The organism is Metasolibacillus sp., assembly GCF_025291715.1.
GTDB lineage: Bacteria > Bacillota > Bacilli > Bacillales_A > Planococcaceae > Metasolibacillus > Metasolibacillus louembei.
This window is the reverse complement of record NZ_JAMBIZ010000001.1, coordinates 39896-54511: the sequence shown is the minus strand read 5'-3', so window position 1 is coordinate 54511 and position 14616 is coordinate 39896. Positions and strand designations below refer to the sequence as shown.

Genomic DNA, 14616 nt, shown 5'->3' with positions numbered 1-14616 from the left:
CTCTCTTATGTTCACTGCTAAAATAATGACAGTGAGAGCATTTTTCGAGTAGCAATGGCAACATCAAAGTAGGTCATTGCGTCTTATTTAAAAACTCGGAAACAATCGAAGGAGAGAATTTACATGAGTGAAATCGTTCACCGTTCCAATACACGCCCTGTACGCGTAGGAAACTTAACAATTGGTGGCAGCAATGAATTATTTATCCAAAGTATGTGTACAACAAAAACACATGATGTGGAAGCAACAGTAGCAGAAATTTTGCGCTTAGAGGAGGCAGGCTGTCAAATCGTGCGTGTCGCTGTTCCAGATGAGCGCGCAGCGGATGCCATTGCTGACATTAAAAAGCGTATCAATATTCCGCTTGTTGCAGATATTCATTTTGACTATAAACTCGCATTAAAAGCAATTGAAAACGGCATTGATAAAGTGCGTATTAACCCAGGTAATATTGGACGCCGTGAAAAAGTAGAAGCGGTTGTCAATGCAGCTAAGGCAAAAAATATTCCTATTCGTATTGGTGTCAACGCAGGTTCATTAGAGCGCCATATTTTAGAGAAGTACGGCTACCCTACAGCTGACGGGATGGTTGAATCTGCATTACATCATATTAAAATTTTAGAAGACTTGGATTTCCATGATATTATCGTGTCCATGAAGGCTTCTGATGTAAATCTAGCAATTGAAGCCTATGAAAAAGCATCTAAAGCATTCGATTATCCATTGCATTTAGGGATTACGGAGTCTGGGACATTGTTTGCAGGTACAGTTAAATCGGCTGCAGGTCTTGGTGCGATTTTATCTAAAGGAATCGGCAATACATTACGCATTTCGCTGTCAGCAGACCCTGTGGAGGAAATAAAAGTAGCACGTGAGCTATTAAAGTCATTCGGTCTAGCTTCCAACATGGCGACATTAATTTCATGCCCAACATGTGGCCGTATTGAAATCGACTTAATTTCAATTGCCAATGAGGTTGAGGAGTATATTTCAAAGCTAAGCGTACCATTAAAGGTAGCCGTGCTTGGCTGTGCGGTAAATGGTCCTGGTGAAGCACGTGAGGCGGATATCGGCATCGCAGGTGCACGTGGCGAAGGCTTATTGTTTATGAAGGGCAAAACCGTTCGTAAAGTACCTGAGGAAACAATGGTTGAGGAACTGAAAAAGGAAATTGATAAATTGGCTGCTGAAATGCTAGAAAAACGTGCAGCTGAGGAAGCGGCTCAAGCACAATGATGAACAAAAAAGCAAGGTTCGGCATTGATATCGATGGCACAGTAACTTGCCCAGCAACGCTGATTCCACATATTAACGAGGCGTATAATGTCAATATTACACTCGATGATGTCGTAGAATATGATTTTTTAAGTGCCTTTCCGCACCCTGTCGATCGAGCAGAGTTTGCTCATTGGTTTACAACGAATGAGCCCCGTCTTTATGCGGCAAGTAAATTAGCAGACAATGCGCAAGCCATTTTAAATGATTGGCAAAATCGCTACGAATTGTTTTATATTTCGGCGCGCGGCGAAAATGTTTTAGATATTACAAAACATTGGTTTGATGAGCATCAAGTTCCATATGACTATATCGAACTGATTGGCAGCCATAATAAACTGGCAGCAGCCAAGCAGCATGCTGTTGATGCCTTCTTTGAAGACAAACATGACAATGCGGTAATGCTAGCAGAGGAATTAGACATCCCTGTTATTTTATTCGATACACCTTACAATAGGCTTGCCACACCGAAGAAAGTCATTCGTGTCAACAATTGGCTTGAAGCAAATGACTGGATTCGCAAAAACTTTGAATAACCTCAAAAGCTGTCGGATTTCACCCCGACAGCTTTTTATATGTCCAATATTCCGCGCAACCACCTGTCCACAAAGCTCTCAAATGTAATGCCATATTGATTATAAATCTCATGATAGACAAAATACACACCGAGCCTTTCTAACAGCTCGTCATCAATGCGCATACATCTCCTCCAATGACCGCGTAATGGACTTGCTTACCCTCATCTTACGCAAATGTTGGAGGAAATATGATATTTACTTAGCCATATAGATAATCTACCAAATGCTGGACATGCTCCTTGTTGTTTAATACGTTCATTAGTTCTTCCGTTAGCACACTAAGAAATTCTCCCTCAATCTCACAAGTCTCTTCATCCATTATTTCTCCTGCAAAGCGCTCATGAAACACTTTCAGTACAACAGTAATCGCCGCAAAAAATTGCGCTAACGAATCCGCTATGGAAAATACTTCGCTCGCATCGTAGCTCGCTAACACTGGTGAATTTCTTTGACTTGTATCCACAATAATTGGATCATCATCCTTATCTGCTATCACTACCCAAGAAGCATTCCACATAGGGTTTTCTTCATACGGAGCGCTACTACCAACCCAGCGAAAGCCTAATTGTCGACGATATAAATTAGCAGGCTCACTTAAATAAAGGTTGCCACTGCCAATGTCGATGCTTATCCTATGTAATTGATGACCATCCTGACGAATAGGTCCATTCATTTTAAAATGTGAATAAAAATATATTAATTCAGGAGACAATGGAATTTGGGCATTTATGTCCTCCACACTTTTGTTTGGACACTCCATTATTTCCGCCTCTTTTTTAAAGAAACCTGGCGTTTCTCTATATGTATAATACTTCTGTAGCAAATTTCTAATCGCTTGTTTTAACTGCTCTATTTTTAATCACCTCTAGCTCTTTGTATAAAAACCCGATTTACATCCATCACTAGTAATGGTTATTCAGCATATACCATACTTTTTAAGAAATCAATTTTTTTAATATCTTTGTTATTATTTTTATTTGCTCGATAACTATCTTTCGACGAAGATTCGTAAACAGCTAAATATTGCTTAGGATTTAGTAGATAAAACTTTACTTCTCCCGTTTGATGCAACACTAAATCCTCTAACTGTATGCCTGCGAAAGCTGGTAGCGTGTCAATAATACCAAATTCAACAGAGAATCCTCCTTTAGAAAACTCATGCTCATGCAAATTAATTAGGCTATATCCCATTGATTTCATAATTTTTATTATATGATCCCAGTTAAATATAGATAATTCCGCTGGGACTTCCCACCCTCTTTTATCACCAGGTACATGAATATCTAAGTCTTGAGCATCCCAACTCATTCCTGTAACAATTTCCAAGCCCACTGACCCCATTAACAGTGGAATAATATCAATTTCATTTAGTTTTCTTGTTATTTCAATAAACTCATTAAACTTTATATTCCCCATTTGCTTCCCACCTTTTCCTATTCCTAATTATACCCTTTTAATTGTTCAAAAACGATATAGTGTTATGTAATCTTTTATTGTATCATAAATGAATTTGGCTTTTTTATCACTGGCTAAAATCGTGTGATCAAAGGCAACTTATATGTTTATCCTTAACCCATACAATCTCATCCTCAAACTACTCCTGTCTAAGACGATTTAATCCATCATAGTTAAATTTGTCTAGATTTGTGGCGCTTGTGCATTTGTCACACCTTTAATTAAATGCTAATAATCAAAAAATTCGTAGCAGTTAAAAACAAAAAAGCGATATTCCTCGTTTTGTTTAACGAAGAATATCGCTTTCTTTAGCACTTAAATGATGAAATTTTTTGACGCTCTAATCATCTTTCCCTTTGTTTTTTCTAATGCAGCCTCATCTATAGCAGGCGCTTCATCATCTAAGAAAAAATCTGCAAAGCTTTGTCCTTCATATCTCGGTATAACATGCATATGAAAATGCCCTAAATCATCAAAAGCACCTCCATTTTGACAGATGGTGATACCATCAGGCTGGAATAATGCTTTGATTGTTTTTGATACAAGCTGGGCTGCTGTCATTATTGCATTTGCGGTTACAGCATCTAGCTCCTCCAAATAGCGCACATGCTTTTTGGGCAAAATTAATACATGCCCCTCATTATAAGGATCACGGTCTAAAATACAGCAAACATGCTCGTCCTCAAAGACGGCATAAACCATTGCCTGTTGATTGGCTAGTCGGCATCCTAGACAGCTCATGCAAACCACGCCATTAAATCTTTTAGCTCATCTGGTGTGACACCGTGTCCATCTGGATATGTTTTAAATGTCACATGCGCGCCGTATTCCTCAAAAAACGCTGCGCTCGCCTTGCTCCATGCAAGTGGATAAACATAGTCATATTCACCATGCCCAATAAACATACGCACATTGCTAAGCGGCAGTTTGCGGTATTCATCTATTACAAATTGTGGAGTAAAGCCACTTAATGCCACAGCACCGCGCAATGTTTCTGCCATAATAACGGTCAATGCTTGTGCGATCGCCGCCCCCTGATTAAAGCCCATCACATAGAGCTCGTCCTGTTTCAACGCAAACTCAGCAATCGCTTCTTCAATAAAGAGCTTTGTAAATTGCACCACTTGATCAAAAATGGCTTGATTGGGCTGTCCCTCCTCTTCAAATGTATAAAAGGCATAGCCTGGCGGATGTTCAATCGGTCCACGTAAACTAAAAATGTGACAATCGAACGGTAGCTCCTCTACAAGCTGTAATAAATCCTGCTCGTTGCTTCCTAGACCATGCAATAAAAAGATGGCTGGCTTTTCGCCTGCTTCCTTTGGCGCTTTATGTGTAAATATATACGGTGATTTCATGATGCTGCTCTCCTATTCCATTAATTCCATTTGATTAACAAATTGATCTGCATAATAGGCAATGTAGCCTTCTAATATGCGCAATGTTTCCTCAAAGTCTCCATCTAGGATGGTGCTTGCCTGTGGCTGCATTGTTAAATAGGTTAAAAAGTCAAAGCGTAGCGCATGCTCCACAGAGGCATATGCATAATCATAAACAACCGCCTCCTCTGTCACATTTAGCGCTTTATATTGACTATGGAACATTTTCGTATAATCATCCATTTTTTCTGATACAAATTGGCGAATACGCATTTGCTGTGCAAGCGATTCACTTTCAATGTACGAAATGGCTGGCACCTTTCTTTGTCCGTATGTATCCTTTAAAATTTTGACCCATGCTGCTTTATTTTCGACAAAATAGGTGATGTTTAACATCAGGCGATCAAAAAAGTCTTGCTCATCTGTTGCCGATTGTTTTTTTGTTGCGAGATTTTGCTTAATCGTTTTTTCAAATTGTGCCGCATTTGCTTTTTCTGTTAGCAAAAACATTAATTGCTCAATATAGCTGTTGATTTCTTGCTGTGTTTTCACTCTATTTGACACTCCTTTTATTCAAAAAATATATTCTCTCATGTTTTCCACTGTATTTTCAATGGCAGCTCTTAGCGATTTTTGCTCTGTACGGCAAGAGCTTTGCGCCTGCTCTAATGCAATGAGTGCCTGCTCTAAAAAAGCATCCTGCTGCAAGTCTTTGTAGAGCTCCATTAAAACAAGGGCTCGATTCCAATACCAGCGGGCATTTTTATCATCCAAATCAATAGCTCGCTCTAAGTAGCCTAATATTTCAAACGGCGTATAGTCTAAGCGTTGCATCGTTTGTGCGGCTAATCCGTAATATAGTGCCTTATTCGGCTGGCATTTGACAGCCTGTAGGAAACAATGCACGCTTTCATTATAATGATGCGCATATAAAAACAGCTGTGCCTGTGTGAAAAAAGACTGTGCTCGCTCTTCACTAGTACCTGTACGCGCTATTTCCTCTAGCTGGCGTGTACGCACTGCAAATTGCTGTTCATCTTTTATTGCACGAATGGCTAAAACTTCATCTTGCTCCGCATATGTTTCATCTGCTCGCTCAAGCGATTGCGGCTCATATGCTGTATAACAAGGAATATTTCCTAGCTGATAGCGCTCATATAGGGCAATCACCTGTGTAGCAAATGACGAATCAGTTTGTTGTTGTGCCAATTGAAAGCATGCATGGAGCTGCCCACGATAAAATAATTGCTCAAGCTTCAATACTATTCACTCCCTATGTTCTTAGTATACATGATTGGTGCGAAATTTTTTTAATAAAATTTAAATACCCACTTGACTAATATGTTTTATAAGAATAGAATACAATATGCTAACTACTTATCTAGGAGGATATCATTTATGGATTTCATCGTATTATTGAATGTCATCGTACTTATTGCTTTTATCGGTGTTTTATATGCCTTAAAGAAAAAACATGTTAAATTTTCAACACGCGTCTTTATCGCATTAGGCTTAGGTATTTTATTAGGGGCTGCACTGCAATTTATTTATGGCGCTGGCGCTGAAGAGCTTACTAACACGGTACCTTGGTACAACATTATCGGCACAGGCTATGTGAAGCTATTGCAAATGATTGCAATGCCACTTGTCTTCATTTCCATTTTAGTTGCCTTTACAAAAATGAAGGTAGGCAAAAACTTCGGTAAAATGGCAGCTTTAATTTTAGCCATTTTAATCGGTACAACGGCTATTTCGGCTGCAATCGGCATTACAACAACAGCTATTTTTGATTTAGATGCAACACAAATTTTACAAGGTGATGAAGAGCTGGCTCGCGGTGAAGCGTTAGTAGAGCGCTCTGAAACATTAGCTGCGGCATCATTACCACAGCAAATTATCGAGTTATTCCCAGCGAATCCATTTGCTGATTTAACAGGGGCTCGCTCCACTTCAACAATCGCTGTGGTTATTTTCTCAGCATTTTTAGGCTTCGCTTATTTATCTGTTGCACGTAAAGAGCAGGAAATGGCCGCAACGATTAAAAAAGGCATTGACGCAATTTATGCCTTAATTATGGGTGTTGTACGCATCGTGCTTCGCTTGACTCCGTATGGCATTTTAGCGATTATGGCACGTACAGTAGCAACAAGTGATTATGGTGCAATTTATAATTTAGGAAAGTTCGTTATTGCATCATATGTCGCACTGCTTGTTGTCTTTATCATTCATTTACTTATCATTACATTAACAGGCTTAAATCCTGTGACATATGTGAAAAAATCAGCTGAAACATTATTGTTTGCCTTTACTTCACGTACAAGTGCAGGTGCTTTACCATTAAATATTCAAACACAAACATCGCGTCTAGGTGTACCTGAAGGGATTGCCAATTTCTCCGCTTCATTTGGCTTATCGATTGGGCAAAATGGCTGTGCAGGTGTCTACCCTGCTATGCTTGCGGTTATGATTGCCCCAACTGTCGGCATTAATCCATTAAGCCCTAGCTTTATTGCAACCGTTATTATTGTCGTTGCGATTAGCTCATTCGGTGTAGCAGGTGTTGGTGGTGGTGCAACATTCGCAGCTATTTTAGTGCTATCTGCTCTTGATTTACCAATTGCCCTAGCAGGTGTATTAATTTCTGTGGAGCCATTAATCGATATGGGACGTACAGCATTGAATGTTAGCGGCTCTATGACAGCGGGTGTAACAACAGCTCGTGTGACGGGAGAGCTTGATAAAGAGGTTTATGACACACCTTCTTCAACTAAACAATTAATCGATGCTTAAGCTTTATTAGAATTCAGTAGGTGTTTGAACATTCATTGAATGAAGGGAATCGTTTTCTGCTGAATCATGATAAATAACAGGCTGTCAGAGAAGCATGCTTATGCAGGACTTTTCTGACAGCTTTTCGCATTTTCACGAAAGTATGTCATCATGCTAGGAGTTTTCTACTGATTGCAGATAAATATATTGCATTAAAAATTGGAAACGATACAATAGTGGTAAAGATTAGTAAGTGGAGCGAGGTGAGGAAGGTTGTTTGAGACCATTACAGCAGAGAAAAGCTTATTATTTTTAAAAGATGACGTATTAGTCAATGAATTCAAAGCATTAGCAAATCAATTTTCGCAATTTCACACAGTTCCGCAAATAGGCATCGTAACGCCTGATGATGTTTGCATCAGTGCATTTAATATTTGGCTATTGCTTCAGCCCGATGAATATAATATTTTGGAAGCGGCTGAAAAAACGCTCTATTATTCTAGCAATTTTATTATTTTAAATGAATTAAGAAAGGATCATTATTTTAAATTTATTAAAACATATCCAGATGCAGCTGCCGAGCTACATTTTGCAACAGCGATCTATCTTGCAGAGGCTTTAAATCAATGGCTCGCTGACATTTTAATTGCAGAGGCGCGTCAGGATATTATTATTCGCAATCGCCAACGCAGCTATTTTGAAATGCACACAAAAGAGGAAGATGCAGTACGCAAGTTTGTTGAAGATCAGGCAGCTATCGTCAAAATTATGATGCCTATTATTACAAAAGAAAACATATTGGAGCATTTAATTAAAAACAGCTATGATGCTGCAACAGCTCAATTAGCTAAAAAGAATATGACTGTAGAAAACTAAGAAAAGCTTAGGCATTAATCAAAAGCTGAACTATTGAAGAGACCATCGCAAAATGCTCTTTAATAGTTCGGTTTTCTTTGATTTATTGGCGAATTTCTCAATTTATTTGCGGCTTTCTCTAGTTTATTGGCGTTTTTCTCAATTTATTTGCGACTTCTCTATTTTATTTGCGCTTTTCTCGACTTATTTGCGACTTCTCTGTTTTATTTGCGGTTCTCTCGATTTATTTGCGGCTTTCTCTAGTTTATTGGCGTTTTTCTCAATTTATTTGCGACTTCTCTATTTTATTTGCGGTTTTCTTTAATTTATTTGCGACTTCTCTGTTTTATTTGCGCCTTCCTCAATTTATTTGCGACTTTTCCTACTTTTATTAGCTAGATTTGATTGATTGAATGATAAAAATAACTAGTCATCACTTATCATTTTCATTACACTAAATATAAGGGGTGACATTACGATGATACAATTTTATATAAATAACGAGCAGTTTTTAGCTGGTATAACATTAAAGGATAGCCATGAAGAATTGAATAATATGGCATTTTACACAACGGATAACCCGCAAGCGGTACTGACTAATCGGCAACGCTTAGCAGCAGAAATCGGCTATGCTATACAAAATTTTGTTTGTCCACAGCAAACACATAGTGCGACCTTCCAAAAGATTACCACACAGCAAAAAGGTAACGGTGCAGACAGCCAAGCTTCAGCCCTTCCAGAAACCGATGCTCTTTATACATATGAGCGAGGCATCGTGCTGTCGATTTTTACAGCCGATTGTGTGCCTGTCATTATTACAAATGAAGTTACGGGGCTTTGTGCTGTTATTCATAGCGGCTGGCAAGGGACAGTGAAAGAAATTACTGTGAAGCTGCTACAGCAATTAATCGCAGAGGGCAACAATCCATCTGATTTGCGTATACAAATCGGTATGGCGCTAAGCCAGCAACGCTTTGAGGTCGATGCGGATGTTTACGAGCAATTTCAAGCGCTTGGCTATGCGGATGATTTCAGCTACTTCCATGAGCCAACACAGAAATACCATATCGATAATCAATTGACAGTGCAGCAGCAACTATTGCTATCTGGTGTGCCACTTGAAAATATACAAATTGACCGTACTTGTACATACGATGCGGAACAAGGCTTCTCCTACCGCCAGCAAAGGGATTGTGGGCGACATTTAATTTTTGTTGTAAGAAAGTAAATAGATCGCATGGAATGGAATATTCCGTGCGATTTTTATTTTGTAAAGAATCACACATTGACGTACATCATACTATACTGTATTATACACAGTATATAAGGAGTTGATAAGATGAGCTCATTAATCGAGTCTTTTACAACAGAATTAAGACGCGGGACGTTGACATTAGCTGTGTTAAGTCAGCTCGAAACACCTCAGTATGGTTATTCACTTGTTGAACGGCTGGAGCAAGCAGGTGTTAGCATTGAACAAAATACGCTGTATCCTTTATTAAGACGCTTAGAAAAGCAAGAACTTGTGACAAGCAGTTGGGATACAAGTGAAAGCAGACCACGTAAATATTACGTGATTAGCGACTATGGTCGTGAAATTTTCGAACAGCTAAAGCTAGAATGGCTAACTTTAGCTACTGAATTAACTACTTTACTACAGGGAGGACATCAATCATGAGGTTAATTGAGGCTTATGTATATGAAGTAACACGCAGATTACCTAAAAAAGCTCGACATGATATAGCGCTTGAGCTTACATCAACAATTGAGGATATGCTACCAATAAATTATACGACTGAAGATGTGCAGATTGTTTTAGAGAAGCTCGGCAACCCTGCTGATTTTGCAGCAAATTACCGAGACGAGGAACGCTATTTAATTGGTCCTTCACTTTATGATTCATATCTCGATACAATCAAACTCGTATTGCCTTGGGCGCTCGTTATTGCGCTTGTTGTTCAGGCGATTCAAAGCTTTTCCTTGCTAGATGGGGAGCAAGTTATGTTGACAATGCTGTTGGAATTTATTAGCTTCAGCATTCCAGGCTTAATTGGTGTGGCACTACAAGTTTTATTTTGGATTACGATTACCTTTGTTATTTTAGAGCGCAGTGGTGTAAAAAAAATACAGCATGGTGAGGAATGGACAATTGATGCATTGCATGCTGTACAAATTATTCCTGATAGCAAACGTATTTCTATTGGTGAAATAGTAGTGGAAGCCGTTTGGATTGTTATTTTAACAGCTGGTTACTTAACAGCGGAGCATTTTATCGGTATTTATCAAAAAGCTGAAGGCGATCATTTATTGTTAATGACACCTATTTTCCAGCAGCAAACATTGCTTGCCTGTCTGCCACTTTTATTGCTTGCTGTAGCACTAGAAATAGCGCTGCTTTTATATAAACTCAAGCAGCGCGCATGGACGATGAATATAGCCATTGCCAATCTTATCGTTAAGCTTATTACAACGATTATCAGTATCATTATTATTAGTCATGATAATCTAATCAATAACGAGCTAGCCCCCTATTTAGCTACTATTATGCAGACAGCACCTGCAAAAATAGAGCAAGGAATTAGCGCTATTATTTTTGCGACAATCATCGTAATCATTATTACAGCTTGTATCGATATCTACAAAGGCTGGCACAAGGCGAAGGAGCATTAATTCCCTGCTATCATTCGCCCAAGTGGCCCATCCTCTACGATGATATCTTCAATGTCGTACACCGAAATTGGGAACATTGGCAAGCCATAATAATACGGTGCTAAGTCATATAATTGGAAAAATAAAACGAGCGTTTTGTCCGCAATATAGAAAAATTGATTCGGCTCAATTGCCGTAAATGGCTCTATAGTTGGGATATCACGCTCTTTAATTTGCGCCTGCACATGCTTCGATAAAACACTTACATAATCGCTATCAGGCTTAAATAAGTCCTTTAGCTGGCATAGCTGCCCCTTTTTCAAGTCAAATGTCAATGGTTGCACGTATGTCATTCCATGTGCTGCATGATAAAAATAAACGTAGTTTGATAGCGTTAAGCTAAACACATCACGTTGATTATTTTTCAGCTCATATGTGCCAAGCATTTGCTCAATTGTGGACGGCAAATCTCCCGCTTGTTTGTTGATAAGCTGCTGTGTTTCATGTGCAATGGTTTGGTTAATAAAAAATTGCAATGACGGATTGTGCATTTGTACAGCCTGAGGGTAGTAAATAATTTGCTGTGGCGATTTCTGCACAGTATGCGTTTGCGTTGTAATTGGAAATGTAAAAGACAAGAAAACCAACTCTTTCTTTGTTTTTCCACATTGTATGCGTGAGTTATGCTTATGCTACATATGTGGTAAAAGTTTATGAGCGATTTCTTGTCTTATTTGATCACTTTTTGAATCTATTTGATCACTTCTCGAGCCTATTTGATCACTTTTCCCTGTTATTTGATCACTTCTCTACCCTAAGCGATAAATCGGTGTTGAAATTTCCTTATACAATCGGGCAATATCTGCTTCATGTACGGCAACAAGCACTGCCGTTGCTGGTCCAGCCGAGCTTGCCATATCTAGCTCACAGCTAAGCGCTTGCCCAGTAAATGCAGTGATTTCTGTGCCGATCCCCTTTGAGCCACATGGCCATATTGCTTGAATAATGTCCGCTTGCCATAACGTATAAAGCTCATGTAGGCTCGCTATATCCTGCATATGCTCCATCACCTGCTGTCCTACTAATGGTCGCCCAATGACAAAATAATGGCAGTTCTCTATCGTTGGTTGCAAATGCTTTTTCCCTACCATCGTCAAGCTGAAGCCTGACTGCAATGCTGAAAAATTTGATTCTGTTGAGCCTGTAATCGGGGGTAAAGCTTTCCCTATTTCATCAAATTGACGCTGACAGCCCTTTACATAGTCATCCCACGCGACATCACCTGTAAAGTTTGCGAGTAGTAAATGACTTGGCTCTGCACCTGCACACCATTGCTCTAACAGCGTGACACGCGTCGCAAAATAGGCGACAATTTCATTTGGTACTTTTACTATGTCCGCCTCTTTTTCACCGATACAGCCTGCATTGTCGATTGTTAAAATAATATTTTCATCAATTTGTATGGCATTTCGCATCGTGCTATCCCTCCACTTTCACGCGCTGTAGAAGTGGGGCACAGAGCCATGCCACAACGATGTTGATAGCTGTCGCAAGCAATAAATTCGGCACTGCAGCTATAAAAAAGGCTGGTGAAATTAAAAAATAAAATGGCAATGTGGCAAGCACACCGTTTGCAACCAACGTCCAAAGCCACTTTATTTTATCAAAGCCCTTCTTATGTAAATAGGCAAACACTAAAATAATCACAAACATTTCCAATGCAATAATTACATGCAAGGGACCAAGTGGCATACCTGAGCTGACTGCTGTCGCTATATGGCCTAAAGCGCCAGTAAAGCCTGCATAAATTGGTGGTAATACAAATGCGGCTAATAGTGCGGGAGCTGAATCGAGCGCCGCTGAAGCCGTCGCTGAAACAGGAATTTTTACAAGTCCCCCTATTGCACATAATGCCGCCAATAACGCAGTTAAAACAAGATATCGTAAATTTGCCTTCGTCATTTTATGTCTCCTTTATTACTTGTGGAATGCCATACCAAATACGTGTCACCTGATGACTATAGGCAAACATTGCTTGATATAGCCTCCCGCATGTATCGCGTAAAAATCGCTGCTCTTTGTCAAGTGGGACAATGCCTCGCCCCATATCTGTGCAAACACAGACAAGTGTTGCCACCTTATCCAGCTGCCCTAGCTTCTCCATCAGCTGTTCTACTACTTCATCCTCGGTTAAGTGTGTGAGCTGTTGAACAAGCTGCTCGAAGCGTCCAACGATGACAACATCTTGTGTAGTAAAAGCGGAACTCTCAGGGATTTCTCCTTCAAAAACATACTGTCTGTAGCTTTGATAATACTGTTTCACATACTTTCGCTTGCCATTATAGGCACCTCCGATGTAGATGTGCATCGCTCTCCCTCCTTCCATGCAGAAAAATGTGACCACGTACAGCTATATATCGTCGAATGCTCTGCATAAACGCTATTAAATGGATGCTGTAAAAACTTCGCAAGCAGCAAACGAATTACCCCTCCGTGCACAACGAATGTATAATCACCTGGCATAATAATAATTTGCTTCATTGCTCTCTCTACACGCGCTGTAAAATCGATAAAGCTTTCCCCATCTGGTGGTGTTACTTGCAATGGATCAGCCAACCACTTTTGATAAAGTGGATAATCCTTCAATTCCTCATATGTTTTCATTTCAAACTGTCCAAAATGCAGCTCTCGTAAATCAGCATTCGCCTTATAAGGCACATATGGGAAATAGCAGGCTGCTGTTTGTCGGCATCGCTGCAAATCGCTTCCATAAACAATAGAGGGCCGCACCGTCAGCTGCACTGGCGTTAAAGGTAAGATTGGCTCATCCGTATGCCCAATATATTTGCGTTCAACATTTGCCTTCGTTTTGCCATGTCGAATCAAATGAATAGTAATAGCGTCCCCCATAATAGTAGCTCCATCCCTTCATAAAGAGCTCCAAGCAAATCGCCTGTCATGCCGGCAAAATTTTTCTTGGACCAGTGTCGATAATACAATACACCTAGCAATGCTACACTGTATAAAATAAGTAGTGACCATTCACCTGTGTACAAAGCATAACCAATAACTAGCATGCTATAAATAGCGCAGGCAATGCCTACAGTTCTTTGCTGCACACGCTCCTTAAAATAAGCCGCAAGACCTGTCGTTTTAGCGCTGTTCATTGTCATGAAATAGAGTAACATAGCGAGGCGAGCTAGCAATGGAACTGCTATAAAATACAGCATATCCACCTCGCGCAATAGCGCCTCATACAAAAAGGCAATTTTCAATAGTAATAGGCTGACAACAGCTAACACACCAAATGCCCCAACGCGTGGATCATCTAAAATTGTTAAACGCTTTTCCTGATCACGATATGAAAAAAAGGCATCGCTTGTGTCGATAAAGCCGTCTGTATGTATACCACCAGTGACAGCAATCATTACGATTGTTAAAATAATGGCAACCACTAATGGCGACAAGTGAAGCCAGTGTTGATTGAGCTGCAAAAAACCAATTGTAGCTGCACCTGTCAGCAAGCTTAAAAGGGGCATAATGGCATACATCGCTGTCACGTTTTGATTTGTTAAAGGCAGCTCTCGTTTAATTGGCAATGCGCTAAAAAACTGTAGGCAAAGCAATATTCCTGTATAAAAATGCTTCATTTGAAT

20 protein-coding genes are annotated in these 14616 nt (G+C 39.7%); 7 read left to right on the top strand and 13 right to left on the bottom strand.

The annotated features are described in order from the left end of the window. The first annotated feature begins 123 nt into the window (after positions 1 to 123). A complete protein-coding gene (gene ispG, locus M3Z76_RS00310) occupies positions 124 to 1236 on the top strand; it encodes a flavodoxin-dependent (E)-4-hydroxy-3-methylbut-2-enyl-diphosphate synthase (protein WP_293920203.1) in 1113 nt (370 codons plus the stop codon). After that, positions 1233 to 1811 carry a hypothetical protein gene (locus tag M3Z76_RS00305; protein WP_293920204.1) on the top strand — a complete coding sequence of 193 codons (579 nt, stop codon included), beginning with the start codon at positions 1233 to 1235 and terminating at the stop codon, positions 1809 to 1811. Before ispG ends, M3Z76_RS00305 begins: the two co-directional genes overlap by 4 nt. 35 nt (positions 1812 to 1846) lie before the next feature. On the opposite strand, the gene M3Z76_RS00300 is transcribed toward M3Z76_RS00305, so the two are convergent. The 7 genes from M3Z76_RS00300 to M3Z76_RS00270 form a co-directional block, all read right to left on the bottom strand. Next, on the bottom strand, positions 1847 to 1975 hold the full coding sequence (locus M3Z76_RS00300; protein WP_268807852.1) for a hypothetical protein: 129 nt from the start codon (positions 1973 to 1975) through the stop codon (positions 1847 to 1849). A 77-nt stretch (positions 1976 to 2052) separates the two neighbouring features. Beyond that, on the bottom strand, positions 2053 to 2613 hold the full coding sequence (locus M3Z76_RS00295; protein ID WP_293920207.1) for a hypothetical protein: 561 nt from the start codon (positions 2611 to 2613) through the stop codon (positions 2053 to 2055). Between the two features lie 152 nt (positions 2614 to 2765). Further along, complete coding sequence (locus M3Z76_RS00290; protein WP_293920210.1) at positions 2766 to 3269, bottom strand: phosphoribosylanthranilate isomerase; 504 nt, start codon at positions 3267 to 3269, stop codon at positions 2766 to 2768. 354 nt (positions 3270 to 3623) lie between these two features. After that, positions 3624 to 4049: an HIT family protein gene (locus M3Z76_RS00285; protein ID WP_293920213.1), complete on the bottom strand. Its 426-nt coding sequence runs from the start codon at positions 4047 to 4049 to the stop codon at positions 3624 to 3626. Continuing rightward, positions 4046 to 4666 carry an alpha/beta hydrolase gene (locus tag M3Z76_RS00280; RefSeq protein WP_293920216.1) on the bottom strand — a complete coding sequence of 207 codons (621 nt, stop codon included), beginning with the start codon at positions 4664 to 4666 and terminating at the stop codon, positions 4046 to 4048. Before M3Z76_RS00280 ends, M3Z76_RS00285 begins: the two co-directional genes overlap by 4 nt. 12 nt (positions 4667 to 4678) lie before the next feature. Next, positions 4679 to 5239: a DNA helicase gene (locus M3Z76_RS00275; RefSeq protein ID WP_293920219.1), complete on the bottom strand. Its 561-nt coding sequence runs from the start codon at positions 5237 to 5239 to the stop codon at positions 4679 to 4681. Between the two features lie 21 nt (positions 5240 to 5260). Beyond that, positions 5261 to 5947, bottom strand: a complete 687-nt coding sequence (locus M3Z76_RS00270; protein ID WP_293920222.1) for a tetratricopeptide repeat protein — start codon at positions 5945 to 5947, stop codon at positions 5261 to 5263. A 138-nt stretch (positions 5948 to 6085) separates the two neighbouring features. Here M3Z76_RS00270 and M3Z76_RS00265 point away from each other — a divergent pair, with 138 nt between their 5' ends. The 5 genes from M3Z76_RS00265 (at position 6086) to M3Z76_RS00245 (ending at position 10981) form a co-directional block, all read left to right on the top strand. Then, the gene (locus M3Z76_RS00265) at positions 6086 to 7477 is read left to right on the top strand and encodes an L-cystine transporter (protein ID WP_293920224.1); all 1392 of its coding nucleotides are present in this window, start codon (positions 6086 to 6088) and stop codon (positions 7475 to 7477) included. A 252-nt stretch (positions 7478 to 7729) separates the two neighbouring features. Then, positions 7730 to 8332: a hypothetical protein gene (locus tag M3Z76_RS00260; protein ID WP_293920227.1), complete on the top strand. Its 603-nt coding sequence runs from the start codon at positions 7730 to 7732 to the stop codon at positions 8330 to 8332. Between the two features lie 457 nt (positions 8333 to 8789). Beyond that, on the top strand, positions 8790 to 9539 hold the full coding sequence (gene pgeF / locus M3Z76_RS00255; RefSeq protein WP_293920229.1) for a peptidoglycan editing factor PgeF: 750 nt from the start codon (positions 8790 to 8792) through the stop codon (positions 9537 to 9539). A 111-nt stretch (positions 9540 to 9650) separates the two neighbouring features. After that, entirely contained in the window at positions 9651 to 9989 is a 339-nt protein-coding gene (locus tag M3Z76_RS00250; RefSeq protein ID WP_293920232.1) for a PadR family transcriptional regulator, read from the top strand. After that, the gene (locus M3Z76_RS00245; protein WP_293920235.1) at positions 9986 to 10981 is read left to right on the top strand and encodes a hypothetical protein; all 996 of its coding nucleotides are present in this window, start codon (positions 9986 to 9988) and stop codon (positions 10979 to 10981) included. The genes M3Z76_RS00250 and M3Z76_RS00245 overlap by 4 nt, the downstream gene beginning before the upstream one ends. Here M3Z76_RS00245 and M3Z76_RS00240 read toward each other — a convergent pair. The 6 genes from M3Z76_RS00240 to cobS form a co-directional block, all read right to left on the bottom strand. Further along, positions 10978 to 11598 (bottom strand): DUF3298 and DUF4163 domain-containing protein, encoded by a 621-nt coding sequence (locus M3Z76_RS00240; protein ID WP_293920238.1) that lies wholly within the window; start codon positions 11596 to 11598, stop codon positions 10978 to 10980. The genes M3Z76_RS00245 and M3Z76_RS00240 overlap by 4 nt on opposite strands. Before the next feature lie 171 nt (positions 11599 to 11769). Beyond that, on the bottom strand, positions 11770 to 12435 hold the full coding sequence (locus M3Z76_RS00235; protein ID WP_293920241.1) for a hypothetical protein: 666 nt from the start codon (positions 12433 to 12435) through the stop codon (positions 11770 to 11772). 4 nt (positions 12436 to 12439) lie between these two features. Next, positions 12440 to 12922 (bottom strand): ECF transporter S component, encoded by a 483-nt coding sequence (locus M3Z76_RS00230; RefSeq protein ID WP_293920244.1) that lies wholly within the window; start codon positions 12920 to 12922, stop codon positions 12440 to 12442. Position 12923: 1 nt separating this feature from the next. Then, positions 12924 to 13328: a bifunctional adenosylcobinamide kinase/adenosylcobinamide-phosphate guanylyltransferase gene (locus M3Z76_RS00225; protein WP_293920247.1), complete on the bottom strand. Its 405-nt coding sequence runs from the start codon at positions 13326 to 13328 to the stop codon at positions 12924 to 12926. Next, entirely contained in the window at positions 13280 to 13870 is a 591-nt protein-coding gene (locus M3Z76_RS00220; RefSeq protein WP_293920249.1) for a histidine phosphatase family protein, read from the bottom strand. The genes M3Z76_RS00225 and M3Z76_RS00220 overlap by 49 nt, the downstream gene beginning before the upstream one ends. After that, a complete protein-coding gene (gene cobS, locus M3Z76_RS00215; RefSeq protein WP_293920251.1) occupies positions 13843 to 14610 on the bottom strand; it encodes an adenosylcobinamide-GDP ribazoletransferase in 768 nt (255 codons plus the stop codon). Before cobS ends, M3Z76_RS00220 begins: the two co-directional genes overlap by 28 nt. Between the last annotated feature and the right edge of the window lie 6 nt (positions 14611 to 14616).

Excerpts from the sequence above, each read along its gene's own strand:
- ispG (WP_293920203.1), top strand. The coding sequence starts at position 124 with ATGAGTGAAATCGTTCACCGTTCCAATACACGCCCTGTACGCGTAGGA.
- M3Z76_RS00305 (WP_293920204.1), top strand. The coding sequence starts at position 1,233 with ATGATGAACAAAAAAGCAAGGTTCGGCATTGATATCGATGGCACAGTA.
- M3Z76_RS00300 (WP_268807852.1), bottom strand. The coding sequence starts at position 1,975 with ATGCGCATTGATGACGAGCTGTTAGAAAGGCTCGGTGTGTATTTTGTC.
- M3Z76_RS00295 (WP_293920207.1), bottom strand. The coding sequence starts at position 2,613 with ATGGAGTGTCCAAACAAAAGTGTGGAGGACATAAATGCCCAAATTCCA.
- M3Z76_RS00290 (WP_293920210.1), bottom strand. The coding sequence starts at position 3,269 with ATGGGGAATATAAAGTTTAATGAGTTTATTGAAATAACAAGAAAACTA.
- M3Z76_RS00285 (WP_293920213.1), bottom strand. The coding sequence starts at position 4,049 with ATGAGCTGTCTAGGATGCCGACTAGCCAATCAACAGGCAATGGTTTAT.
- M3Z76_RS00280 (WP_293920216.1), bottom strand. The coding sequence starts at position 4,666 with ATGAAATCACCGTATATATTTACACATAAAGCGCCAAAGGAAGCAGGC.
- M3Z76_RS00265 (WP_293920224.1), top strand. The coding sequence starts at position 6,086 with ATGGATTTCATCGTATTATTGAATGTCATCGTACTTATTGCTTTTATC.
- pgeF (WP_293920229.1), top strand. The coding sequence starts at position 8,790 with ATGATACAATTTTATATAAATAACGAGCAGTTTTTAGCTGGTATAACA.
- M3Z76_RS00250 (WP_293920232.1), top strand. The coding sequence starts at position 9,651 with ATGAGCTCATTAATCGAGTCTTTTACAACAGAATTAAGACGCGGGACG.
- M3Z76_RS00245 (WP_293920235.1), top strand. The coding sequence starts at position 9,986 with ATGAGGTTAATTGAGGCTTATGTATATGAAGTAACACGCAGATTACCT.
- M3Z76_RS00235 (WP_293920241.1), bottom strand. The coding sequence starts at position 12,435 with ATGCGAAATGCCATACAAATTGATGAAAATATTATTTTAACAATCGAC.
- M3Z76_RS00230 (WP_293920244.1), bottom strand. The coding sequence starts at position 12,922 with ATGACGAAGGCAAATTTACGATATCTTGTTTTAACTGCGTTATTGGCG.
- M3Z76_RS00225 (WP_293920247.1), bottom strand. The coding sequence starts at position 13,328 with ATGCACATCTACATCGGAGGTGCCTATAATGGCAAGCGAAAGTATGTG.
- M3Z76_RS00220 (WP_293920249.1), bottom strand. The coding sequence starts at position 13,870 with ATGGGGGACGCTATTACTATTCATTTGATTCGACATGGCAAAACGAAG.
- cobS (WP_293920251.1), bottom strand. The coding sequence starts at position 14,610 with ATGAAGCATTTTTATACAGGAATATTGCTTTGCCTACAGTTTTTTAGC.